Annotated in this window: 18 protein-coding genes and 1 tRNA gene; 13 read left to right on the forward strand and 6 right to left on the reverse strand. The window is 52.7% G+C overall.

What is annotated here, in order from left to right:
* Both FHR98_RS09550 and FHR98_RS09555 read right to left on the reverse strand, forming a co-directional pair.
* On the reverse strand, window positions 1-2,175 hold a 2,175-nt coding region (locus FHR98_RS09550; protein ID WP_183416445.1), incomplete at its 3' end, for a VCBS domain-containing protein.
* 262 nt (window positions 2,176-2,437) lie between these two features.
* Window positions 2,438-2,527: transfer RNA gene (locus tag FHR98_RS09555), tRNA-Ser, on the reverse strand.
* A gap of 204 nt (window positions 2,528-2,731) precedes the next feature.
* Here FHR98_RS09555 and FHR98_RS09560 point away from each other — a divergent pair.
* From FHR98_RS09560 to FHR98_RS09600, 9 genes are all read left to right on the forward strand, one after another.
* A complete protein-coding gene (locus FHR98_RS09560) occupies window positions 2,732-3,556 on the forward strand; it encodes a YdcF family protein (protein ID WP_183416446.1) in 825 nt (274 codons plus the stop codon).
* A complete protein-coding gene (locus tag FHR98_RS09565; RefSeq protein WP_183416447.1) occupies window positions 3,553-4,623 on the forward strand; it encodes a lytic murein transglycosylase in 1,071 nt (356 codons plus the stop codon). The genes FHR98_RS09560 and FHR98_RS09565 overlap by 4 nt, the downstream gene beginning before the upstream one ends.
* A gap of 43 nt (window positions 4,624-4,666) precedes the next feature.
* Complete coding sequence (locus FHR98_RS09570; protein ID WP_183416448.1) at window positions 4,667-5,620, forward strand: septal ring lytic transglycosylase RlpA family protein; 954 nt, start codon at window positions 4,667-4,669, stop codon at window positions 5,618-5,620.
* A 124-nt stretch (window positions 5,621-5,744) separates the two neighbouring features.
* On the forward strand, window positions 5,745-6,896 hold the full coding sequence (locus FHR98_RS09575) for a D-alanyl-D-alanine carboxypeptidase family protein (RefSeq protein ID WP_183416449.1): 1,152 nt from the start codon (window positions 5,745-5,747) through the stop codon (window positions 6,894-6,896).
* Window positions 6,897-6,929: 33 nt separating this feature from the next.
* Window positions 6,930-7,568 carry a dTMP kinase gene (tmk, locus tag FHR98_RS09580; protein ID WP_183416450.1) on the forward strand — a complete coding sequence of 213 codons (639 nt, stop codon included), beginning with the start codon at window positions 6,930-6,932 and terminating at the stop codon, window positions 7,566-7,568.
* The gene (locus FHR98_RS09585; RefSeq protein WP_183416451.1) at window positions 7,565-8,674 is read left to right on the forward strand and encodes a DNA polymerase III subunit delta'; all 1,110 of its coding nucleotides are present in this window, start codon (window positions 7,565-7,567) and stop codon (window positions 8,672-8,674) included. The genes tmk and FHR98_RS09585 overlap by 4 nt, the downstream gene beginning before the upstream one ends.
* Window positions 8,675-8,720: 46 nt before the next feature.
* A complete protein-coding gene (locus tag FHR98_RS09590) occupies window positions 8,721-9,521 on the forward strand; it encodes a TatD family hydrolase (protein WP_183416452.1) in 801 nt (266 codons plus the stop codon).
* Window positions 9,518-10,285 carry an MBL fold metallo-hydrolase gene (locus FHR98_RS09595; RefSeq protein ID WP_183416453.1) on the forward strand — a complete coding sequence of 256 codons (768 nt, stop codon included), beginning with the start codon at window positions 9,518-9,520 and terminating at the stop codon, window positions 10,283-10,285. Before FHR98_RS09590 ends, FHR98_RS09595 begins: the two co-directional genes overlap by 4 nt.
* Window positions 10,282-10,707 (forward strand): DUF1499 domain-containing protein, encoded by a 426-nt coding sequence (locus tag FHR98_RS09600; protein WP_183416454.1) that lies wholly within the window; start codon window positions 10,282-10,284, stop codon window positions 10,705-10,707. The genes FHR98_RS09595 and FHR98_RS09600 overlap by 4 nt, the downstream gene beginning before the upstream one ends.
* 1 nt (window position 10,708) lies before the next feature.
* Here FHR98_RS09600 and FHR98_RS09605 read toward each other — a convergent pair whose 3' ends face one another.
* Both FHR98_RS09605 and FHR98_RS09610 read right to left on the reverse strand, forming a co-directional pair.
* A complete protein-coding gene (locus FHR98_RS09605; RefSeq protein WP_183416455.1) occupies window positions 10,709-13,876 on the reverse strand; it encodes an efflux RND transporter permease subunit in 3,168 nt (1,055 codons plus the stop codon).
* Window positions 13,873-15,012 carry an efflux RND transporter periplasmic adaptor subunit gene (locus tag FHR98_RS09610; RefSeq protein ID WP_183416456.1) on the reverse strand — a complete coding sequence of 380 codons (1,140 nt, stop codon included), beginning with the start codon at window positions 15,010-15,012 and terminating at the stop codon, window positions 13,873-13,875. Before FHR98_RS09610 ends, FHR98_RS09605 begins: the two co-directional genes overlap by 4 nt.
* Before the next feature lie 156 nt (window positions 15,013-15,168).
* Between FHR98_RS09610 and FHR98_RS09615 the strand changes: the two genes are divergently transcribed.
* From FHR98_RS09615 to FHR98_RS09625, 3 genes are all read left to right on the forward strand, one after another.
* Complete coding sequence (locus tag FHR98_RS09615; protein ID WP_183416457.1) at window positions 15,169-15,678, forward strand: MarR family winged helix-turn-helix transcriptional regulator; 510 nt, start codon at window positions 15,169-15,171, stop codon at window positions 15,676-15,678.
* Between the two features lie 121 nt (window positions 15,679-15,799).
* The gene (gene mazG, locus FHR98_RS09620; RefSeq protein WP_246377661.1) at window positions 15,800-16,642 is read left to right on the forward strand and encodes a nucleoside triphosphate pyrophosphohydrolase; all 843 of its coding nucleotides are present in this window, start codon (window positions 15,800-15,802) and stop codon (window positions 16,640-16,642) included.
* Between the two features lie 31 nt (window positions 16,643-16,673).
* Window positions 16,674-17,435, forward strand: coding sequence for an SDR family oxidoreductase (locus tag FHR98_RS09625; RefSeq protein WP_183416458.1), 762 nt, complete (start codon window positions 16,674-16,676; stop codon window positions 17,433-17,435).
* Window positions 17,436-17,437: 2 nt separating this feature from the next.
* Here the strand turns inward: FHR98_RS09625 and FHR98_RS09630 are convergent, their stop codons facing one another.
* Window positions 17,438-18,349, reverse strand: a complete 912-nt coding sequence (locus FHR98_RS09630; RefSeq protein ID WP_183416459.1) for a LysR family transcriptional regulator — start codon at window positions 18,347-18,349, stop codon at window positions 17,438-17,440.
* A 100-nt stretch (window positions 18,350-18,449) separates the two neighbouring features.
* On the opposite strand from FHR98_RS09630, the gene FHR98_RS16585 reads away from it, so the two are divergent.
* Window positions 18,450-18,632: a hypothetical protein gene (locus FHR98_RS16585; protein ID WP_221205824.1), complete on the forward strand. Its 183-nt coding sequence runs from the start codon at window positions 18,450-18,452 to the stop codon at window positions 18,630-18,632.
* A gap of 33 nt (window positions 18,633-18,665) precedes the next feature.
* Here the strand turns inward: FHR98_RS16585 and FHR98_RS09635 are convergent, their stop codons facing one another.
* Window positions 18,666-19,472: an inositol monophosphatase family protein gene (locus tag FHR98_RS09635; RefSeq protein WP_183416460.1), complete on the reverse strand. Its 807-nt coding sequence runs from the start codon at window positions 19,470-19,472 to the stop codon at window positions 18,666-18,668.
* Between the last annotated feature and the right edge of the window lie 245 nt (window positions 19,473-19,717).

Genomic DNA, 19,717 nt, shown 5'->3' on the forward strand with positions numbered 1-19,717 from the left:
GGCCGCCTGATCGTTCGCATCCTCGTCCGACAGGCTCACCGTGCCGCTCGTGATCAGATTGCCGCTGTCGACCGCAAGGTCCTCCGTCACCGCACCCGTATCGTCGCCGACAACGATACCATCCTCGGTTCCTTGAACGATGATTGTGATATCCTGGGTGGCATCAGGGTCATCACCATCAGACGCGCTAACAGTAAATGTCACTGATAGGCTTTCACCCGCATCCAAAAATTGGACCAAACCGTTATCAATAGTGAAGAACCAGTCAGCCGTCCCGTCGCCATTATCAATCAAGGAAAATCCGCTGGATAGGGCCGCAGCAACGTCCGGCGGGAGAGTTCCTGCAGACCAAGCCGGAGGCGTAGTCTGTGAAAAATCGAGTGTCACTACGTCGTTTGCGTCAGGGTCGGAGTAGGTAAGTTGACCCTCGTGGAACAAAAACCCTGGATCTGGCACCAGGAAATTTTCCTGACCTTCCGGCAGCACATCTTCCGTGACTGTAAACTCCCCGCCACCCAAAATTATTGGGTCGTCATCCACACCCTCGATAACAATGGTGATCGTGGCCATTGTCTCTGGAAGAGCTGAAGATGCACCGCCAACCTGAACGACAAAGGTTAAAGACACTGATTCAAGGTCGTCGAGAAACTGTAATTCGCTATTAGGAATCGTGTAGGTCCAGGATGCCTCGCCGTTGCCGTTGTCAACCAGGTCAAAGCCACCGATAAAAGTTTCAATTTGTTCGGGGCTTAGAACACCGTCAGACCAAACAGCATTACTTTCGTTCGGGTCCAATGTGATCGTAAGATTATTTTGGTTTATTGGATCAACTGCTATGACACTGCCAACGGTTTCCTGGTTTCCAGGGAGCGTTGCGCCGCTCTGCCCATCATCTTCTTGAAGCAGAACATCGGTAGGCGTCGCGATCAAAAAGCCCGGTTCTACGGGCTTAGAAATAAGATTTCGGTCATTGAAGGTGAAATTGGCACCAACCTTTAATCCAGCCTCAACACCAAGCAGCCCCAAAGGATCCAGGCCCAATAATGGCGAGATTGGACCGACCAGAAACTCGCTTCGGCCGCCTGATTGAGGATCTCCCTCTGGTTGAGGTTGTGCTTCCGGAGGACCCGCTGCAGGCTCAATTCCCAGGATTGCCGCAAGCTGCGCAGGCGTCAGACCATCGACATCACCACGCTGATCGTTGCCCGGCACATTGTCATTCTGAAACTCTTCGTTGCGACCCGAAAAACTACGGTAGCTCTCATAGCTGAGATCAAGTAGGGACTTGTCATCCTGAAGATCAAGATTGGTTTTCGAAAACTGCTCGACCTGGCGCAAACTGCCCGTCACACGAATCACTGTGTTCGGGTCATTGACGACAACTTGCAGATCAGGTGAGTTCCGGTCTGTCAACACGAACTCGCCTACACCTCCACCTTTTGCAGGCGGATCGGGATGAATTTTGAAATCACAGACGTCACCACGGACCTCGCACGCACCACTACCCGTAGTGCCGCGAATGCCGATCGTCGCAACGGGTGTATCAACCTTCATGTCACCCGTCGGCGCAACTTGTCCGGTGATGAAGACGAAAGTGCCCTGAACTACGTTGAAAAGGAGGGAGTTGTCGGAGCCACCCGGGTCGTAAACCAGTTCGTCCAATACAATCTGCGTATTGGATGTCAGCGAGAACACCGTCCCATCGATAAAAGAAATACCAATTTTCGTATCACTGCCGGTTTGGACGACATCCCCCTCAAAGACCGGAGAGCCTACATCCAGCGATAAAAGAACCCCTCCACGTGTCGCTTGAGCATCACCAGTGAGCGTTTCAACTTGACCAATTGGTTGCAGCGCCTGTGCTAACTGCCCGTCACTGGCAACCAAATCTGATTGAGCAAACTGCAAGTTCTCAAGCCTGGACGCAATGTCATCAGGCGTGATCAACTCGCCGTTGGGCATTGCCAAAGCAGGGGGGGTTGCTGTCGCGAAATATCCTTGTGCTGTAATCGAAGAACCGTCCGCACCGGTCAAAACGAGATCATCACCAACTTGAGCGATTTGTTGGATGCGCATAACGCTATCGACGGGAAGTAGAAATACTCCCTCGCCTTTATCAGAAATCGTAAATGAAACGGCTTTTCCGAATGCCGTTCTTCCAGCGGACGTAGTCATACAAACGCCCTCTCCATGGTCACGACGCCTAGAGTATCTTCGGTCCGAAACATGGGACTCTTGTGAAGGTACTCACGCCTGATCGTGGGCCAAATCCCCCAGCCGGAAGAATAGCTATCGGGAATAGAATAAGTGTATTAATATTTGTTAAACAATTATTAATATTTGGCTTTTTATCTATTGACCTATAGACAAAATTTCCATTGCGGGCGGGAACCTTTCTCCTTCCTGAAAGGCGGAATTGATCTGCTGGTTTTGGAGTTGGCGGATGGGGTGGGATTCGAACCCACGAGACGCGTTAACGCCTGCCGGTTTTCAAGACCGGTGCCTTCAACCGCTCGGCCACCCATCCAGCTGTGCGATCAGGACGGCCTAGATGCCACACGTCGGCACAGCATTCAAGGCAGACTACCCGGATGCTAGTGGGCGTCCCAATAGCTGTACGCACTGAACCCGCGAAATGTATCCAAAATAATGGCTCATAATGTCTGTATTGGATCGATAGAGTGCCGACCTAGCGCGCTACAAAAAGCAGATCCGGCCGAAGGAAACCGTCATGACCAATACCCTAAAGGTGCTTTGGGATGTTTTCGACCCCGTTACGATTTTTCTGCTGATTACCCTCATCTCGACAGCAATTTTAGTTTATGGAAATGCTAGGTGGCGCGCTGTTGCCGCTCGGTTCGTCTGCTATACAGTTGCCATTTCGTTTCTCGTCGTTGGCCTACCTCTGGGGAACCTTCTACTGTTTCCGCTGGAGCAACGGTTCCCAAAAGATGAACAGCCATTGCCTCCGTCACCTGCCGGAATTTTGGTCCTGGGCGGAGGCATTGATGCTGAAATTTCCCACATTCGACAAGCAATGGAGCTAAATGCATCGGGAGATCGCGTGCTTGCAATGCTGCACCTGGGTCAGCTTTACCCGAATGTACCGATCATTTACAGCGGGGGCCCGGGAGATTGGCGGGCGCAGGGCAGGGGCGATGCGGATGCACTCACCTATGCTCCATCGATCACAAACAAAATCGCTCAACGCCTCTTGATAGAGCAGCGCTCGCGTAACACCCATGAAAATGCCGTAGAGGCGAGAAGACTTATTCCGGCCGACCTGTCAGCAATAAACGCGCCTTGGATCCTCGTAACATCCGCGTGGCATATGCCCCGCGCTGTAGGAGCGTTCCGCTCGGAAGGATGGGTCGTGCATCCTTATCCGGTAGATTTTCGCAGCGGTCGCCGATTCAAAACCGGATTCCTACGTTGGCTCCGGAACCTTGACGACCTAAAGCTTGCAATCAAGGAATGGGCTGGGCTTGTCATCTATCATAGACTTGGTTGGAGCGACTCGGCGTTCCCGAGTCCAGAAATAAAGGACGGTCGATGATGTCGGTGATTTCGAAACAAAGCCGCTTTTGCGCAACTCTCCTATCCGGCGCAATCATTACTTTCCTGCTTGCAGCAACCACGGCTTTACCGCATTCCCCCTCAGTTGAACAAAATGCTCTTGCCCCCGATTTTGAACCCTGGCTTGAACAACTTCGCGAAGAAGCACTTCAACGTGGGATTTCCGCGGCGACAATCCAAGCGGCGCTCAGCCATATTAAGCCACTTGAAAAAGTGTTGAAAAAAGATCGTAACCAAGCTGAGTTCAAACTCACTTTTGCATCTTATAGCGCTAGGGTGCTCACCGCAGAGAATATTGATAGAGGACGGGCTTTACTACAGGAACATGCAACACTTTTAAACAAGGTGTCCCAGTCCTATGGCGTCCAACCTCGGTTTATTGTTGCGATCTGGGGCTTGGAAACCCGTTACGGCGCCATTACCGGAAGCGATGACATCCTGCCCGGCTTGACGACACTCGCCTATGATCGACGCCGTTCACAGTTCTTCCGGGAACAGGTGTTCGCAGCCTTGCAGATGGTGGATAAAGGCTACATTGAGCTTAGCGAGATGAGAGGTTCATGGGCAGGCGCGATGGGGCAACCTCAGTTCATGCCCACCAGTTATATGGAATACGCGCAGGATTTCGACGGCGATGGCCGAAGAGATATATGGAACAACCTCGGCGACGTGTTTGCGTCAATCGCTAACTATCTTTCCAGACATGGATGGTCGGATGATCTGACGTGGGGCCGTCCCATTCGCCTACCGGTAAATTTCCAAAGGAGCTTGGATGCTTTTGCATATAAAGGCGAAAAAGGGTGCAGGGCTGAACGGTCAATGACCATTACAAAAATTCTGCCGGAATGGCAGGCTTTAGGCATTCGGAATGAAGATGGCAGTGATTTGCCGAGTCGCCCGATTCCCGCCGCCATAGTACAACCGGATGGCCCTGACGGCGGCGCTTTCCTCGTTTACTCAAATTATCGCAGCGTACTTCGCTACAACTGCGCACATCTTTACGCTCTTACAGTAGGAACGCTTGCTGACAAGTTGGATGACCGATAAAGTTCATCTAGGGCTTTGGGCAAGTGCGAGATACTATATGTTGATGTCATCACGGCAACTGATTGCAACAATCCTGATTCCAATCGGACTGCTTTTTAGTGCTTGTTCGGAAATTGAGTTGGTGGCTCACGGCGCCAAGCAACTGCGTAACAACCAAACGAGCGATGAGATCGGAGAATACAAGGTCGGCAAGCCCTATCAGATCTACGGCGTTTGGTACTATCCAAAATTGGAAACCGATTATGACGAGACTGGCATCGCATCCTGGTATGGACCGGGTTTTCACGGCCGACGCACTGCCAACGGTGCAATTTTCGACGAGAACAAGGTTAGCGCCGCCCACAAGACGCTGCAGTTACCATCCATTGCCCGCGTTACTAATCTGGAGAATGGGCGATCAATCAAGGTACTGGTCAATGACCGAGGGCCTTACGCTCATGGCCGAATCATCGACCTTTCACGCAGGGCCGCTCAACTCCTCGATATTGAGCGTAAAGGCACGGCACGCGTACGTGTCCAAATTCTGGAAGATGAAAGCCGGCAAGTTGCCGCGTTAGCCCAAGGTAGGGGAGGAGAAAATCCGCAGCCTGATGCTGCGCCGACAGAGCAGGTTGCGGTCGAAACACTCTCCGGCCAACAGAGTAACGCGAACACGAACAACAGCGCCCAAGGAACTCAAACGACCGTCACCCCTGGTGCCCCTGTCCCAGCGCCGGTGAACCTTCTACCAGCAGAGGACCAACCGGTAGAATTACAAGCTGTCAACGAGAGCGATCTATTCATTCAGGCCGGTGCATTTTCAGTGTACGACAACGCAAACAGACTGCGCGCGCAAATTGCCGCCTTAGGCCCAAGCTTGATCTCTCCAGCTACGGTCAATGGACAGCAGTATTTTCGAGTTCGGATCGGCCCTTTGGCATCGGTGGAGGAGGCCGACATAAAGCTTCAGCAGTTGATAGCCAACGGCTACAACGATTCACGTATCGTTGTTGATTGAGTTTTTGTCAGTAGATGACTCCGTCACCAGAATTCGGTGCTCCCAAGATCACATTTTTGGCTCATTTGCTTGTTACGTTTGTGATTGGCAGAAACACATAGACAGAACCGGTAAGGGGAAAAATATGCAGCGGCGTATCATGAACAAGGTTATGGGAGCTGCCATCTGCCTAGCCCTGTTTGCATCCGGATATAACGCTAATGCGCTTGAGACTTCGGCACGCGAAGGCATCTTAATTGATCTCACAACCAACACCGTACTCCTTGCCAAGGATGCAGATGAAATCATGCCGCCTGCTTCAATGAGCAAAATCATGACGATTTATCTGGTTTTCGAAGCTCTCAAGCAGGGTCGACTGCAACTGGACGACGAGCTGTCGGTATCCGAGAAGGCGTGGCGGATGGGTGGCTCAAAGATGTTTGTTGAAGTTGGAAACCGCGTTCCGGTTGAGGCGCTATTACGCGGTGTTATCGTCCAATCCGGCAATGATGCCTGCGTCGTTTTGGCCGAAGCCCTTGGCGGCACCGAAGAAGCTTTTGCAGAAATGATGAACAGAAAAGCACGTGAGCTTGGGATGACCCAAAGCAATTTCGCAAACGCGACCGGTTGGCCTGACCCCAACCACTATGTGACCGCGCGCGAGCTCGCTTTGCTGGCACAACGATTGATCCAGGATTTTCCTGAGTACTATCACTACTTCGCCGAGACCGAGTACACTTGGAACGACATCACACAGCAGAATCGCAATCCTTTGCTGTACCGCACGCCGGGAACCGATGGATTGAAAACCGGGCACACTGAGGAAGCAGGTTACGGCCTTACAGCGTCTGCGGTCCGAAATGGTCGCCGCATTCTCCTCGTGGCCAATGGAATGGCCAGCAGTAAAGTCCGAGCCGAGGAATCAGACCGGTTGATCGAGTGGGCATTTCGCGAGTTTGAAAGCTACACTTTGTTCAATGCCGGCGAAACTGTCGAGCGTGCCGATGTATGGATGGGGCAGGAGGATTCAGTAGAGCTTGTTTCAACTGGTGACATTGCTGTCACGCTGCCCAAAAGAGGCCGCGACAAGTTGCTGGTTAAAGTTGTCTACGATGGTCCGGTACCAGCCCCCATTGAGAGAGGACAAATCATGGCCCACCTCGTAATAGAGGCTGAGGGAATGGAGACGCAAAGCGTTCCTTTGATGGCACGTAGCAACATTGATCGGCAGGGACCGATAGGACGGCTTTGGACCGGTGCGAAGCATATGATCCTCGGATCCACCAGCATGGATTGACCCGCGCTCTAGAGCGGGCAACCATATCCCATCATGACAAGAGGCCGATTCATAACGCTTGAGGGCGGAGAGGGTACGGGGAAGTCGACACAGCGGCAGCGATTAGTTGCATCGCTGCAGGCTCGGGGTCTCAAGGTACTTGCAACCCGAGAACCTGGCGGTAGCCCCGGCGCGGAGGAAATTCGGCGATTGCTTGTGGAGGGCCCACCGGATCGATGGGATGCGGTAACTGAGGCTTTGCTTCATTTTGCAGCCCGCCGAGACCACGTTCAGAAAACGATACTACCTGCGCTCGAACAGGGGACTTGGGTTATCTCTGATCGATTTGCGGATTCAACCTTGGCCTACCAGGGATATGGCCACGGGCTGGATCATCAACTGTTCTACAAACTTTACGCGATGGTTTTGGGATCTTTTGCCCCTGATATAACAATCATCCTCGATGCCCCTGCTGAGCTGGGATTGCAAAGGGCAAAACTTCGTGGGGGAAGTGAAGACCGTTATGAAGCCATGACGCTGGCTTTTCATCAACGTCTTCGCCAAGGGTTCTTGGCAATTGCAGCACGTGAACCAAATCGTTGTCATATCGTGGATGCAACGTTAGATCTAAATCAGGTTGCTGACGTTGTGCTCGACCTGGTCCTAAGAAACCTAAAGCTTTCTGCTACATGACGACATCACCTCTAGCTGAAGACCCGACGACGGTTAGCCCCCGCAACAATCCGAATCTGCTTGGGCAAACCTCGGCCGAGGCAACGTTGCTAAGGGCCCATAAATCAGGACGGTTGCCACATGCCTGGCTGTTTGCCGGTCAAAAAGGTATTGGGAAAGCAACGCTGGCTTTTCGGTTTGCTCGTTATCTACTTGCGAATGATGGCCTTTCAAGCAATGCCGAGCTTTTTGGAGATCTTGGCGACGACGCCGAAACGCTGCACGTAGACGCAAATCATCCAGTGTTCAGGCGCATTGCCGCTGAAAGCCACGGCGATCTGCGGGTACTAGAACGGAAGGAAGACAAAAAGGGTCGCTTGCGCAGTTCCATTGTGGTCGATGACGTTCGGGGTGCTACCGATTTTCTGCATCGCACCTCTGGAGACGGTGGATGGCGGATCGTGATCGTCGATGCAGCCGAAGATTTGAACAATCAAGCGACCAATGCGCTGCTCAAAGCGCTTGAGGAACCTTCCGACCAAACTTTGCTTATTCTCATTAGTCATGCACCCGGGCGTTTGCTTCCCACTGTGCACTCCCGTTGCTGCCATTTGACTCTCGGACAATTGTCCGAGGGTGATTTATCAGCGCTGATTGCACGGTTTATACCCGAAGCGGCCGTCGACGAAGCGCAAGCACTCGCTCGCCTTTCCGGCGGTTCGATCGGAAAAGCACTTGCCTTGCGCCAAGCTGGTGGACTTGGACTGCTTCAGGATCTAGCTGTCGTTCTGGAATCAATGCCAAGGCTGGATATTTTAAAGGCTCAAACGTTCGTCGACCATGTAGTAGGGCCCAAGGACGCTGCAGCATTCGAAACGTTACGCGAGTTACTCGCGTGGTGGTTTGCACGAATGCTGCGTAGCGGTGCAACCCAGACCTTCCCGCCACCCGTTCTGGCGAACGAGAGGGAGTTAATGGTACGCATGTACAACAGCGGCGACCTTGAAGCCTGGATGGCCTTTTGGGATAAGTGGTCCAAGCTGCTGAGCCGCGCCGACAACACTGCCGCAAACCGACGCCAAATGATGCTCGGACTGTTCGCTGACTTGTCGCGCCTCGTTGCTTAACGAAATGACTAAGCCATAGGGTGCTGTCCCCTTATAGGAAGTACGAATGCTAATCGATTCCCACTGTCACCTCGACTACCTTATGAAAGACGAGGCAGTCGATCCCATTGTTGCTCGGGCCCATCAGGCAGGTGTGTCGGGGATGGTTACCATCTCGACCAAACTGTCGACCTTTCCTCAGGTGCGCGCTTTGGCCGACGGCTGCCGGGGAATCTGGTGCACTGTTGGCGTTCACCCTCATAACGCAGACGAGGAAGGCCAAGAAAGCCCAGCTCAATTACTGGAGCTCGCTAAAGACGAGCGTGTCATCGGTATCGGTGAAACGGGCCTGGACTATTATTATGACAACGCGCCGAGAGAAGATCAGCAACGGTCTTTTCGTTCCCACATTGAAGCGGCCAGGGAAAGCGGTTTGCCGCTGATAGTCCATACCCGGGATGCAGATGATGACACCGTTGCAATTCTCCGCGATTCCTACCAGGACGGTGCTTTTCCTGGGCTTATCCACTGTTTTACTGCAAGCCGTGCCCTGGCAGAGGCGGTTCTAGAACTTGGGTTTTATCTTTCCGTCTCAGGAATCATAACTTTCAAAAAGGCTGAAGATATCCGGGAAACCCTCAGATACGCGCCACTGAATCGATTGCTCGTGGAAACCGACTCTCCGTTCCTTGCGCCAGTGCCTTTGCGCGGTAAGACAAATGAACCCGCTTATGTGTGTCATACAGCAAAAGCACTCGCCGATCTCAAAGGCATAAGCCTGGAAGCTGTGGAGACGGCAACGACTGAAAACTTCTTTCGCCTTTTTTCAAAGGCCAGCTTCGATGAGATTCGGGGCCACCGGCAATGAAGATCACCGTGCTCGGCTGTGGAAGTTCTGGTGGCGTGCCGTTGATCAATGGTACTTGGGGCAACTGCAATCCGAACAATCCGCGGAATCGACGTCGCAGGGCTTCTATTCTGGTCGAGAATGCCAGTCGCCGCATATTGATCGACACATCACCGGATTTGAGGCTGCAGATGCTGGACGCCTCCGTCGATAGTCTGGATGCAGTGCTCTTCACACATGATCATGCCGACCACTGCCATGGATTGGACGACCTTCGCGCCTTTGCATTTCATCAGGGACCGATACCGGCCTACATGTCCGAAGAAACACAGAATTGTCTGGCGCAACGATTTGGCTATGCCCTGAAAAGTCAAAGCTCTGCTACTGGATTGTACAGGGCAATACTTGATGACCGGATAATCGATCGTAAAGCTTTTGATGTCGCTGGCACCGCCGTGCGGCCGTTTGTGCAGGACCATGGCTTGGGGCAAACCACTCTGGGTTTTCGAATCGGCGGATTTGCCTATTCGACTGACCTTGTTGATTTGCCCGACGCGAGTTGGAAAGTCCTTTCCAATCTTGATTTGTGGATTGTCGATTGCCTTCAGATAAAACCCCACCCGACGCACTCACACTTGGAAAAAACACTCCGATGGATTGAAAAAATCCAACCACAAAAAACAATACTTACCCATATGAACCACAGTTTGGACTATGATTGGTTAATCCGGAACTGCCCTGAAGGAGTCCAGCCGGGCTACGATGGCTTGACGATTGATTTATGAGAATTCGAGAGTATCGGCAATTAGGCTTAAGAAATTATTCGATTCTTTCCCCGCCGGATTGGTTCACAGTCGGAGGCAGGGTTTCTCCAGCACCACTCCTTGATGTTTCAGCACAGGAGCTGTGGCTTCTCTGGCTTTATATCGCCGAAAACGCACCACGCACCGATTGTTTGGAAGCAAACCCTGAAACCTTGACGTCGCACCATTCCCAAAAGACGCGGTATCTCCACTTGCCTGATGATATTTGGGCCGAGATCGTTCCCTTGGGCGAGCAACAATCCACGATCGCAATACTTAGTCGATCTCGATATGGAATGATCGATTTCGGTATCAATCAAAAGCGGGTTGCCCGTTGGACAACCCGCCTGATCAACCGCACAAAAGCATGGAAACGACTTAGCGGCATGCGTGAGGGGGTCTAACTCATACCGGAGTTGTGATTTCCTCTCGACTGCGCAACCGCGAACCAATCCACCGGGCTGTAACGTAGAAAACAGGCGTAAAAATAAGCCCGAAGAAGGTAACGCCCAACATTCCAGAGAACACTGCAGTCCCCAGGGATTGCCGCATCTCCGCACCGGCACCACTGGCAATCAACAGCGGCACGACCCCCAAAATAAAAGCAAAAGATGTCATCAGAATCGGACGCAGTCGGCGCTGGGCAGCCTCGACAGCCGCCTCGCGCCGGGTCAACCCATTCTCTTCTGCCTGTTTTGCAAACTCGACAATCAGGATTGCGTTCTTTGCCGCGAGACCAATCAGAACGACAAACCCTATCTGGACCAGCAGATTGTTGTCCAAGCCCCGAATATTCACGCCAACAACAGCTGCAAGCAAACACATTGGCACGATCAAGATGACTGCGAGAGGTAGCAGCCAACTCTCGTAGAGAGCCGACAAAAGTAAGAACACGAAGACAACAGCCATGCCAAACATGATTAAGGCCGTGTTACCTGCCAGCTTTTCTTGCAGGGCTAGCTCCGTCCATTCGAAGCCTATGCCATCAGGCAAGCTCTCCGCCATCAACGCTTCAACGGCTCCGATCGCCTCGCCCGTCGAGATACCCGGCGCCGCACTGCCTTGAATATCAATCGCCGGATAAAGGTTGTAGCGCGGCAGCCGCACTGGCCCGGTCGTGTCCCGCAGGCTGGCGACCGTGCCGAGGGGAACCATGGACCCATCTGCAGAGCGGGTTCTTAAGGCCAGTACATCAGAGGATTCTTTCCTGTGTTGCCCCTCAGCTTGGGCTATAACTCGATAAGTACGACCTAGAAAATTGAAATCGTTGACATAACTAGAACCAAGATAAATTTCTAGGGTGTCAATTAGATCATCAATCGGCACCTGCAGCATTTCCGCGCGTGTGCGATCTATGTCGGCGTAGATACGCGGCGTTCGGGTATTGAAGAATGTGAAGGTACGAGTCAAAGACGGGTCCTGGTTTGCCTGGGCCGTAATGACTCCTGCAGCTTCCTCCAGCACCTCCAACCCGCGACCATTTAGGTCCTGCAGATACAGCTTCCATCCCCCACTGTTACCAATTCCACGCACTGGAGGCGGGGCAATAACGAAAGACAAGGCGTCTTGAATCTCCATCACCGCCATCTGCGCATTCTGCAAAATGGTTCCGGCATCGAGTCCCCTTGCAACTCGTTCCTCAAAGGGAAGGAGGGGTAGGAATATCACGCCTGCACTGGAAGAGGTCGTGAAGGTAGAACCGTCAAGCCCGACAATGGATACGACATTCGCAACGCCGGGTGTTTTCGCAAATATCTCGGCCGCCTGACGCATAACCTCGTCTGTACGTGACAACGAGGCACCGGGGGGAAGCTGCGTAACCGCTATTAAGTAACCCTGGTCCTGTTCCGGAATGAAGCCGGTTGGCGTGTTCTTGAACTCAGTCACGGTCAGGGCCACCAATCCACCGTAGAGTACGAGAACGAATAGACTCCCTCGGACCAGGCGAAGCGTCAGCCGCCCATACAGGTGCTCCGTACGACTAAAGATCCAATTGAATCCTTGGCCAATCGCGCTGAACGGCAACAGCAACACTCGGAACAGCGCGGGTGGGCGCCGCACATCTGCGCGCGACTTTAGGAGTATGCCGGCGAGGGCAGGGGATAGGGTAAGAGAAACCAAAGCCGAGATAATCGTAGCAGTAGCGACAGTGAGCGCAAACTGCTTGAAGAAGGCCCCTGAAATCCCGGTGATAAAGGCCGTGGGAATAAAGACAGCGGACAGCACGAGTGCAATGGCGATCAAAGCCATTCCTACCTCATCCATAGTGCGGTGCGCGGCTTCCTTTGGCGCCAATCCTTTGGAAATGTAATGCTCGACGTTCTCGACGACCACGATCGCGTCATCCACGACAATGCCAATTGCTAGCACCAGCCCGAACAACGACAAATTGTTGAGAGAAATATCCAAGGCCGCCATCACCGCAAAGGTACCGATCAATGATACGGGAATGGCGATAATCGGGATTATCGAAGCTCTCCAACTTTGTAAAAAGAGCATAACAACAAGAATGACCAGCAAAACAGCTTCGATGATGGTCCGGTAAATTTCATCAATCGATTTCTGGATGTAGTCCGTTGGGTTATAGACGATTCTGTAATCGATGCCCTGCGGCATTGATTCAGCGATGTCTTCCATTTCTGCGATGATATCGGCAGCTGTCTCCAAGGCGTTGGAACCGGGTCGTTGAAAAATCCCAATCGGCAACGCCGAACTGCCGTCAAGATAACCAATCGTGTCGTAGTTTTGGGCGCCCAACTCGACCCGCGCAACGTCACGAAGCCGCACCGTCCGTCCGCCGCTACCTTGTTTGATGATGATGTTGCCGAACTCGCCGGTTTCTAGCAGACGACCTTGCGTCTGAATACTTACCTCAAAAGCATCCTGGCTGTGCATTGGCGACTGGTTCAAAACACCTGCTGCGACCTGCACATTGTTCTCGCGCAACGCGGCAACGATCTCGGTTGCCGTCATATTAAAGGACGCGGCCCTTTCCGGATCGATCCAAACCCGCATCGCATAAGCACGTTCTGCAAATAATCGCGCCTCACCAACTCCATTGATGCGAGCCAGCCGATCTACAACTTGGGTCTTTGCATAGTTCGATACATAAAGGCTGTTACGCGTATCATCGGGCGAAAGAATATGAATGACCATCATCAGGTCCGGCGAATTCTTTCGCACATCGATTCCCTGACGTTGTACAACGTCAGGGAGTAGGGGCTCGGCAAGCGAAACGCGGTTTTGCACCAACACTTGAGCGATATCAAGATCCGTACCGGTCTGAAAGGTTACCGTAAGGGATGTCGTGCCGCTGGCAGTGTTCTCCGAGCGCATGTAAAGCATGTTCTCGACGCCATTGATCTGTTGCTCAAGCACGGATGCGACCGTGTCAGCAGCAATCTCAGCGGTCGCACCCGGATAGTTGGCGGTGACCGTGACGCTTGGCGGGGCAATCTCGGGATACTGGGTTACGGGCAATTGCAGATATGCAATTACTCCAACTAAAACAATGAGGATGGATAGAACCGACGCAAAAATCGGCCGATCTACACTGAAGTGCGCGATTTTCACTGGCCGCCTCCGGTCGAGCCTTGGAGGGCCTCAAGTGAGATTACCTCTGGTGCCACCTTGGAACCCGGTCTTGCCCTAAGCAATCCTTTGACGATTACCTCGTCGTTCAGGGTCAATCCCTCTCGTATGACCACAAGGCCATCGATCGAGGGGCCCAATACGACGGGACGGGGTATGACTGTTCCCTCAGGATCCACAGTTAGAACTATCTTAGTGCTCTGATCGGACAGCACGGCAACTTCCGGAATCACAATGCTAACCGCCGGGGTTTTTGCTGGAAGCCGCAAGCGCGCAAACAAACCCGGTACTAAGATGCCGTGCTTGTTCTCGAAGGTTGCCCTCAACCGCAAAGTGCCTGTCCCTCGGTCAAACACCGTATCGACAAAATCAATCTTTCCCCTGCGGGGCCAGTCCTTTTCATCCATGAGACGGAGTTCGACTTCTATGGTAGCTCCGGCAACAGTCGGATTCCCAACGCCCGAAACGCTATTCAAACGGATATACTTGAGATAGTCGGATTCCGAGACATCGAAAACAAAGTGTATCGGGTCTTGCGATACAATCGTCGTCAGACGGGTGGACGCGCCGGACGCAGCCTCGATCAAGTTCCCTTCATCGACTTCAGCGCTGGAAATCCTCCCCGAAACAGGAGCGCGTACTTCCGTAAAGGCAAGGTCGAGTTCCGCACTGCGCAGCTCCGCTTTGGCGGCCCGCAACTGTGCTTCTTGCACTTTCTTGTTTGCCACTCGGGAATCGTATTCTTCACGCGCAATATTCTTGTTGGGCAACAGTCGTTCGGCGCGCTTCAGTTCAAGTATGGCAAGCTCTAGCTCGCTCTCAAATCGCGCTACATTTGCTTGAGCCAAATCGACCGCGGCCTCAAAGGGGCGGGGATCAATTACAAAAAGGAGATCACCCTTCTCGACAAACTGCCCATCGGTAAAGTGGGCCGACTCCAAATAGCCAGAAACCCTCGCCCGAACATCAACAAACTTGACCGCTTCGAAGCGCCCTGTGAACTCATCCCATTCGACGATCTCTTTTTCGATCGCCCGGACGACACTGACTTGTGGCGCTTGACCTGGAGTTTGGGCGCGCAAACCAGTAGGCAAAATTGCTATTGCTATTATCATCATAATAACAATCGCTTGAGCCTTTTTTCTAACGTCTCTCATTAGGGTGCCTTTAAACTGCCAAGAGTTTCGTGATGCGCTTAAGACCCATGCCGGCGTTTGACGGGTCAGGAGGTGGGGCATATAACTACTGGAAACCTTTCTAGCAAGATAAAAAAGTTGGAGGGCGCCATATCGGACTCGCGAAACTCAGTTGAAGCACGTTTAGACCGGATTGAATGCAACTGGCATTGTGACCTTGCGGTCCAGGCGGCAATTCCCATTCGTTTGCTACGCGTACGCGATATCCTGTTCCAAAATGGCCGCAAGGTTATGGAATCAGTACCTTTATCGCCGTCAGAGTTTGACGTTCTCTCAACACTACGTTCCAGCGGCAGGCCGTATGAGATGACTCCAACTCAGTTAGCGAGTGCTGTACTGCTTACTTCAGGTGGGATGACAAAAACGCTAAAGGGATTAGAAACGAAGGGCTATATCGAGCGTTTCTGTTTTGAGACAGACAGACGCTCAAAGTTCGTTCGCCTTACGGGCGCCGGCCGCGAGTTAATTGAAACGTTGCTTCCCAAGGTTTTGAAAAATCACACAAAAATTATACAGCAGGCGCTTTCTGATTCGGAGCAGGCGGCTCTTAACATGTTGCTTAGTAAACTGCTCACCTCGTTGGAGTGATTATTTTTTTCCATAATATACATTATGCGCGTTTATGATTGGCGAGAGATGCCTGTGATATGGACGTCCCTCACGGGTCCAAAACCTTGCGCCTCTCGATCCCTAGCATATGATTACATTCATGACTGAGAGCCCAAACGCAAACATGCCAGCAATTTCCCCAGAAGCCACTCTTGCTCGGCTCATCAACATAATGGCGCGACTACGCAATCCAGAATCCGGATGCCCATGGGATATAGCTCAGACCTTTCGCAGCATTGCCCCCTACACGGTTGAAGAAGCTTACGAGGTTGCCGATGCGATTTCGCGCAACGACATCTCCGATTTAAAGGAGGAACTCGGTGACCTGTTACTCCAGGTGGTGTTTCACGCCCGAATGGCTGAGGAACTCGGTGAATTCTCTTTCGCTGATGTCGCTACCGCTATTTCCGACAAGATGGAACGTCGGCATCCGCATGTGTTTGGCGACGATAAAACGATAAACGACTCTTCCGGACAGACAATGGCGTGGGAGGCTCAAAAAGAAGAGGAAAGGCGTACGAAAGCCGACCGCAATGGCAAAGCCAGCAGCCTCCTCGACGGTATTGCCACCAACCTGCCTTCAGTTACACGCGCATTAAAACTTCAAAAGCGTGCAGCAACTATCGGTTTTGATTGGGATAATCTTGATCCTGTTCTAGAAAAAATTGACGAAGAGTTGCACGAGTTACGTACAGAGTTATCCCGAAACGGCTCGAAAGATCATCTAGAGGCTGAGCTCGGTGATTTGATGTTTGCGGTCGTGAACCTTGCCCGTCACCTTGCCCTCGATCCCGAGAGCGCCCTGCGGCGGACAAATGAAAAGTTTGAACAACGGTTTAAATTTATAGAACGCTCGCTGGAAAATGCCGGAATGCGCCTTGCCGACGCCTCGTTGACTGATCTCGAGAACCGTTGGCAGGAGGCTAAGAAAACAGAACTATGATACGTCTTAACTATCTGAAATAAGGATTTTTATGAAAATCGAAAATCTTACTGTTTTTATCACTGGCGCGACTTCTGGGTTTGGTGCCGCAACCGCCCGCCGCTTCATCGACAGCGGCGCTAAAGTTATCGGTACAGGTCGGCGCGATGACCGATTGAAAGAGACCCATGGCAGGCTTGGCGACCGTTTCTTGCCCATAACACTGGACATACGTGACGAGAAGGCTGTAGCCCAGGCGGTCTCGTCGCTCCCCGACGCTTTCCGCGAGGTTGATCTCCTCGTGAACAATGCCGGCCTTGCTCTTGGACTTGAGCCGGCGCAGCGTGCGGATCTGGATGATTGGGAGCAGATGATCGATACCAACTGTAAAGGATTGATTTACTGCACAAGAGCGCTTCTCCCGGGTATGGTCGAGCGCGACCGGGGACACGTGATAAACATAGGATCCGTCGCTGGCAGCTACCCCTACCCTGGCGGGAACGTTTACGGCGCAACCAAAGCCTTCGTACATCAGTTTTCGCTTAATTTGCGTGCCGACCTGATAGGCAAGAATGTGCGCGTGACAAGTATTGAACCTGGATTGGCAGAGACAGAGTTTTCGCTCGTCCGCTTCAAAGGAGATGCCGAGAAAGCCCAACAGCCTTACCAGAAAATTGATCACATGACGGCGGACGATATTGCAGAGGCTATTTTTTGGGCCGCCACCCTACCCCGCCACGTCAACATCAATGTTCTTGAGTTAATGCCGACCATGCAGGCGTTCGGGCCTTTTGCCTTCTCGCGTCACGAATGAGCTTATTCTCCACCCATTGAGGTTGTCGCTTGTTGCCGGTCACGACGTTCGGTTTGTTTCATCCAGTCAATGAAGATTTTCGCCTCCGGGCGCAGTACACTTGGCCGGTGCACGATGTGATATGATTTGCTGGAATCTTCCTGATAGAGCGAAACTAAGTGGCCGGCCGCAATATCTTCTTCCACCCAAACGCTGGTAGTGCAAGCCACGCCCTGACCTGCGCGCAATGCAGAGAGCAGCATGTAGCCCGGCAAATGAGTTACATTGAGCTTTCGGGACGATAAATCCACACCCTGGCTTTCCAGCCATTGCAAAGCCTCCCTAGTCCCCATCTCCTGCAGCCACGGCAAATCCTGGAGATCTTGAGGGCTGTCGATTTTTCGATCCTGCACGAGTGACTTTGCAGCCACGATGGTAAAACGCGCTGGAATAAAGGGCGCGGATATCAACCCGGGCCAGTCGCCATCTCCGTAGCGTATCGCCAAATCGATTGTGTCGCGCCGGAAGTCAACAACATCCACAGAAGGGTTTAGCATTAACTCTATCGATGGGTGCTTGGTCCTAAACTCACCAATTCGCGGCATCAGCCAGCTAACCGCAAAGCTTGGCGTCATGGATATGTTCAGAGGACGATCACGCCCCCCGCTCGCAACCATTTCGATTGTCTCCGCGATTTGAGAGAATCCTTCCAGTAGACCTTCTGCCAGGATCTTTCCGTCCGCGGTTAAACTCAATCCCCGCCCTTCCCGGAAAAGCAAACCCACGCCAAGCCACTCCTCCAGACGTCGAACTTGCTGTGCGACTGCAGCATGGGTCACGTTCATTTCCCGACCCGCCTTACTAAAGCTCCGATTCCTGGCCGCTGATTCGAATGCACGAAGGCTCGATAGCGAAGGAAGATCATGCCATCTCATATGTAATTCCTACTTACATATCAAAATTATTCCTGAGTCTCATCATTTTCTTATCTGACCTATATTTTGTCTAGAGAAACCGCTACACAGGAGAAATAAAATGTTACTTTCAGTGTTCACAGAAACTTATATGTCGGTCCTTCGTCGGGAGAACCCGGGCGTATCTCACAAACCCGAACAGCGCGCTTTTCCCGATTACGAAATCGAACGGCAACATAAACTGCCACTCTTTCGTAGCGGTCTAATCGTGCTCGCTGGTCTTATCGCACTAGTGAGCCTGTGAATGTGGGAAACACCAAGGATGCATCGGCGAGGTTCATTCGGTCAGGACTCGACTTAGAGTCTGCCAAGTGGCCTCGTCGGGTGCCATAACCAGACCTTGGGTCTGGCGCAGGAGCGGATGATAATCAACTTGCTCCAACGTTCGCGCGAGCCCGCCAGCTTCCGCATGGATGAGTGTGCCAGGTGCGTGATCCCAGGGCATCAGCTTGGTGAAGAGTGAGAAGTGCATCTTTCCTTCGGACAATCGTAAATACTCGGCGCCGGCACACCCCAAGCTCTTCAAAGGGCGCATGCTGTCACGATTGCGTTCAACAGCTTTTGCAATTTCAGGTGAAGCCCAAGTGCTTGCGTGAAACGTACCCGTCAGTTCGGAAACGCTTGAAGGCGCGGGTGCAATCTTAAGTCGCACACCATCCATCCAAGCGCCCGCCCCTTTCTCCGCCACCGCCATGCGGCCACTCGGCAGTTCCAGAATCCAGGCACCGACGGTCTCGCCCGCTCGTACCAGCGCGACCATGATCGCAAAAACCGGCCGACCGTGAGAAAAATTTCGGGTTCCGTCAATGGGGTCAACAATCCATACCGGCTCGGCACCCGCTAGCAGATCGAATACTTTCGGATCAGTAGCAGCAGCTTCCTCGCCCACGACCTTCGAGCCCGGCAATAAGGCAGTTAAAGCTGCCGTCAGCCGGCGCTCTGACGCTTCGTCGGCAACCGTCACCGGCTCCCCTTTGTCTTTCTCGCGTATCTCGTGACTTGCCAAGGTTTGGTATCTAGGCATCACTTCGGTTTCTGCGGTTTCCTTGAGGATGTCGATGACGCTTTGAGTATGTATTTTCATGCTGAAGGAATAGCCGCTTCGCGCCCATTTGCATAGCAAAAGGGGCCGCGATGTCCACCGCGACCCCTCCTTGCATTACCGCATCGGGTATTCTGGAAAGCGGAGCTTTAGAAGCCCATGCCACCCATGCCACCCATGCCGCCGCCCATGCCGCCCATGTCGGGCATGCCGCCGCCGGCTTCCTTCTTCTCCGGCTTCTCCGCCACCATCGCTTCGGTGGTGATCAGGAGACCGGCGATCGAGGC

It is taken from the genome of Limibacillus halophilus (genome assembly GCF_014191775.1).
Taxonomy (GTDB): Bacteria; Pseudomonadota; Alphaproteobacteria; order Kiloniellales; family CECT-8803; genus Limibacillus; species Limibacillus halophilus.

What these genes read in the sequence shown, in the direction of transcription:
- FHR98_RS09560 (WP_183416446.1), top strand. Translation starts at nt 2,732, where the DNA reads ATGACCAATACCCTAAAGGTGCTTTGGGATGTTTTCGACCCCGTTACG.
- FHR98_RS09565 (WP_183416447.1), top strand. Translation starts at nt 3,553, where the DNA reads ATGATGTCGGTGATTTCGAAACAAAGCCGCTTTTGCGCAACTCTCCTA.
- FHR98_RS09570 (WP_183416448.1), top strand. Translation starts at nt 4,667, where the DNA reads ATGTCATCACGGCAACTGATTGCAACAATCCTGATTCCAATCGGACTG.
- FHR98_RS09575 (WP_183416449.1), top strand. Translation starts at nt 5,745, where the DNA reads ATGCAGCGGCGTATCATGAACAAGGTTATGGGAGCTGCCATCTGCCTA.
- tmk (WP_183416450.1), top strand. Translation starts at nt 6,930, where the DNA reads ATGACAAGAGGCCGATTCATAACGCTTGAGGGCGGAGAGGGTACGGGG.
- FHR98_RS09585 (WP_183416451.1), top strand. Translation starts at nt 7,565, where the DNA reads ATGACGACATCACCTCTAGCTGAAGACCCGACGACGGTTAGCCCCCGC.
- FHR98_RS09590 (WP_183416452.1), top strand. Translation starts at nt 8,721, where the DNA reads ATGCTAATCGATTCCCACTGTCACCTCGACTACCTTATGAAAGACGAG.
- FHR98_RS09595 (WP_183416453.1), top strand. Translation starts at nt 9,518, where the DNA reads ATGAAGATCACCGTGCTCGGCTGTGGAAGTTCTGGTGGCGTGCCGTTG.
- FHR98_RS09600 (WP_183416454.1), top strand. Translation starts at nt 10,282, where the DNA reads ATGAGAATTCGAGAGTATCGGCAATTAGGCTTAAGAAATTATTCGATT.
- FHR98_RS09610 (WP_183416456.1), bottom strand. Translation starts at nt 15,012, where the DNA reads ATGATGATAATAGCAATAGCAATTTTGCCTACTGGTTTGCGCGCCCAA.
- mazG (WP_246377661.1), top strand. Translation starts at nt 15,800, where the DNA reads ATGACTGAGAGCCCAAACGCAAACATGCCAGCAATTTCCCCAGAAGCC.
- FHR98_RS09625 (WP_183416458.1), top strand. Translation starts at nt 16,674, where the DNA reads ATGAAAATCGAAAATCTTACTGTTTTTATCACTGGCGCGACTTCTGGG.
- FHR98_RS09630 (WP_183416459.1), bottom strand. Translation starts at nt 18,349, where the DNA reads ATGAGATGGCATGATCTTCCTTCGCTATCGAGCCTTCGTGCATTCGAA.
- FHR98_RS16585 (WP_221205824.1), top strand. Translation starts at nt 18,450, where the DNA reads ATGTTACTTTCAGTGTTCACAGAAACTTATATGTCGGTCCTTCGTCGG.
- FHR98_RS09635 (WP_183416460.1), bottom strand. Translation starts at nt 19,472, where the DNA reads ATGAAAATACATACTCAAAGCGTCATCGACATCCTCAAGGAAACCGCA.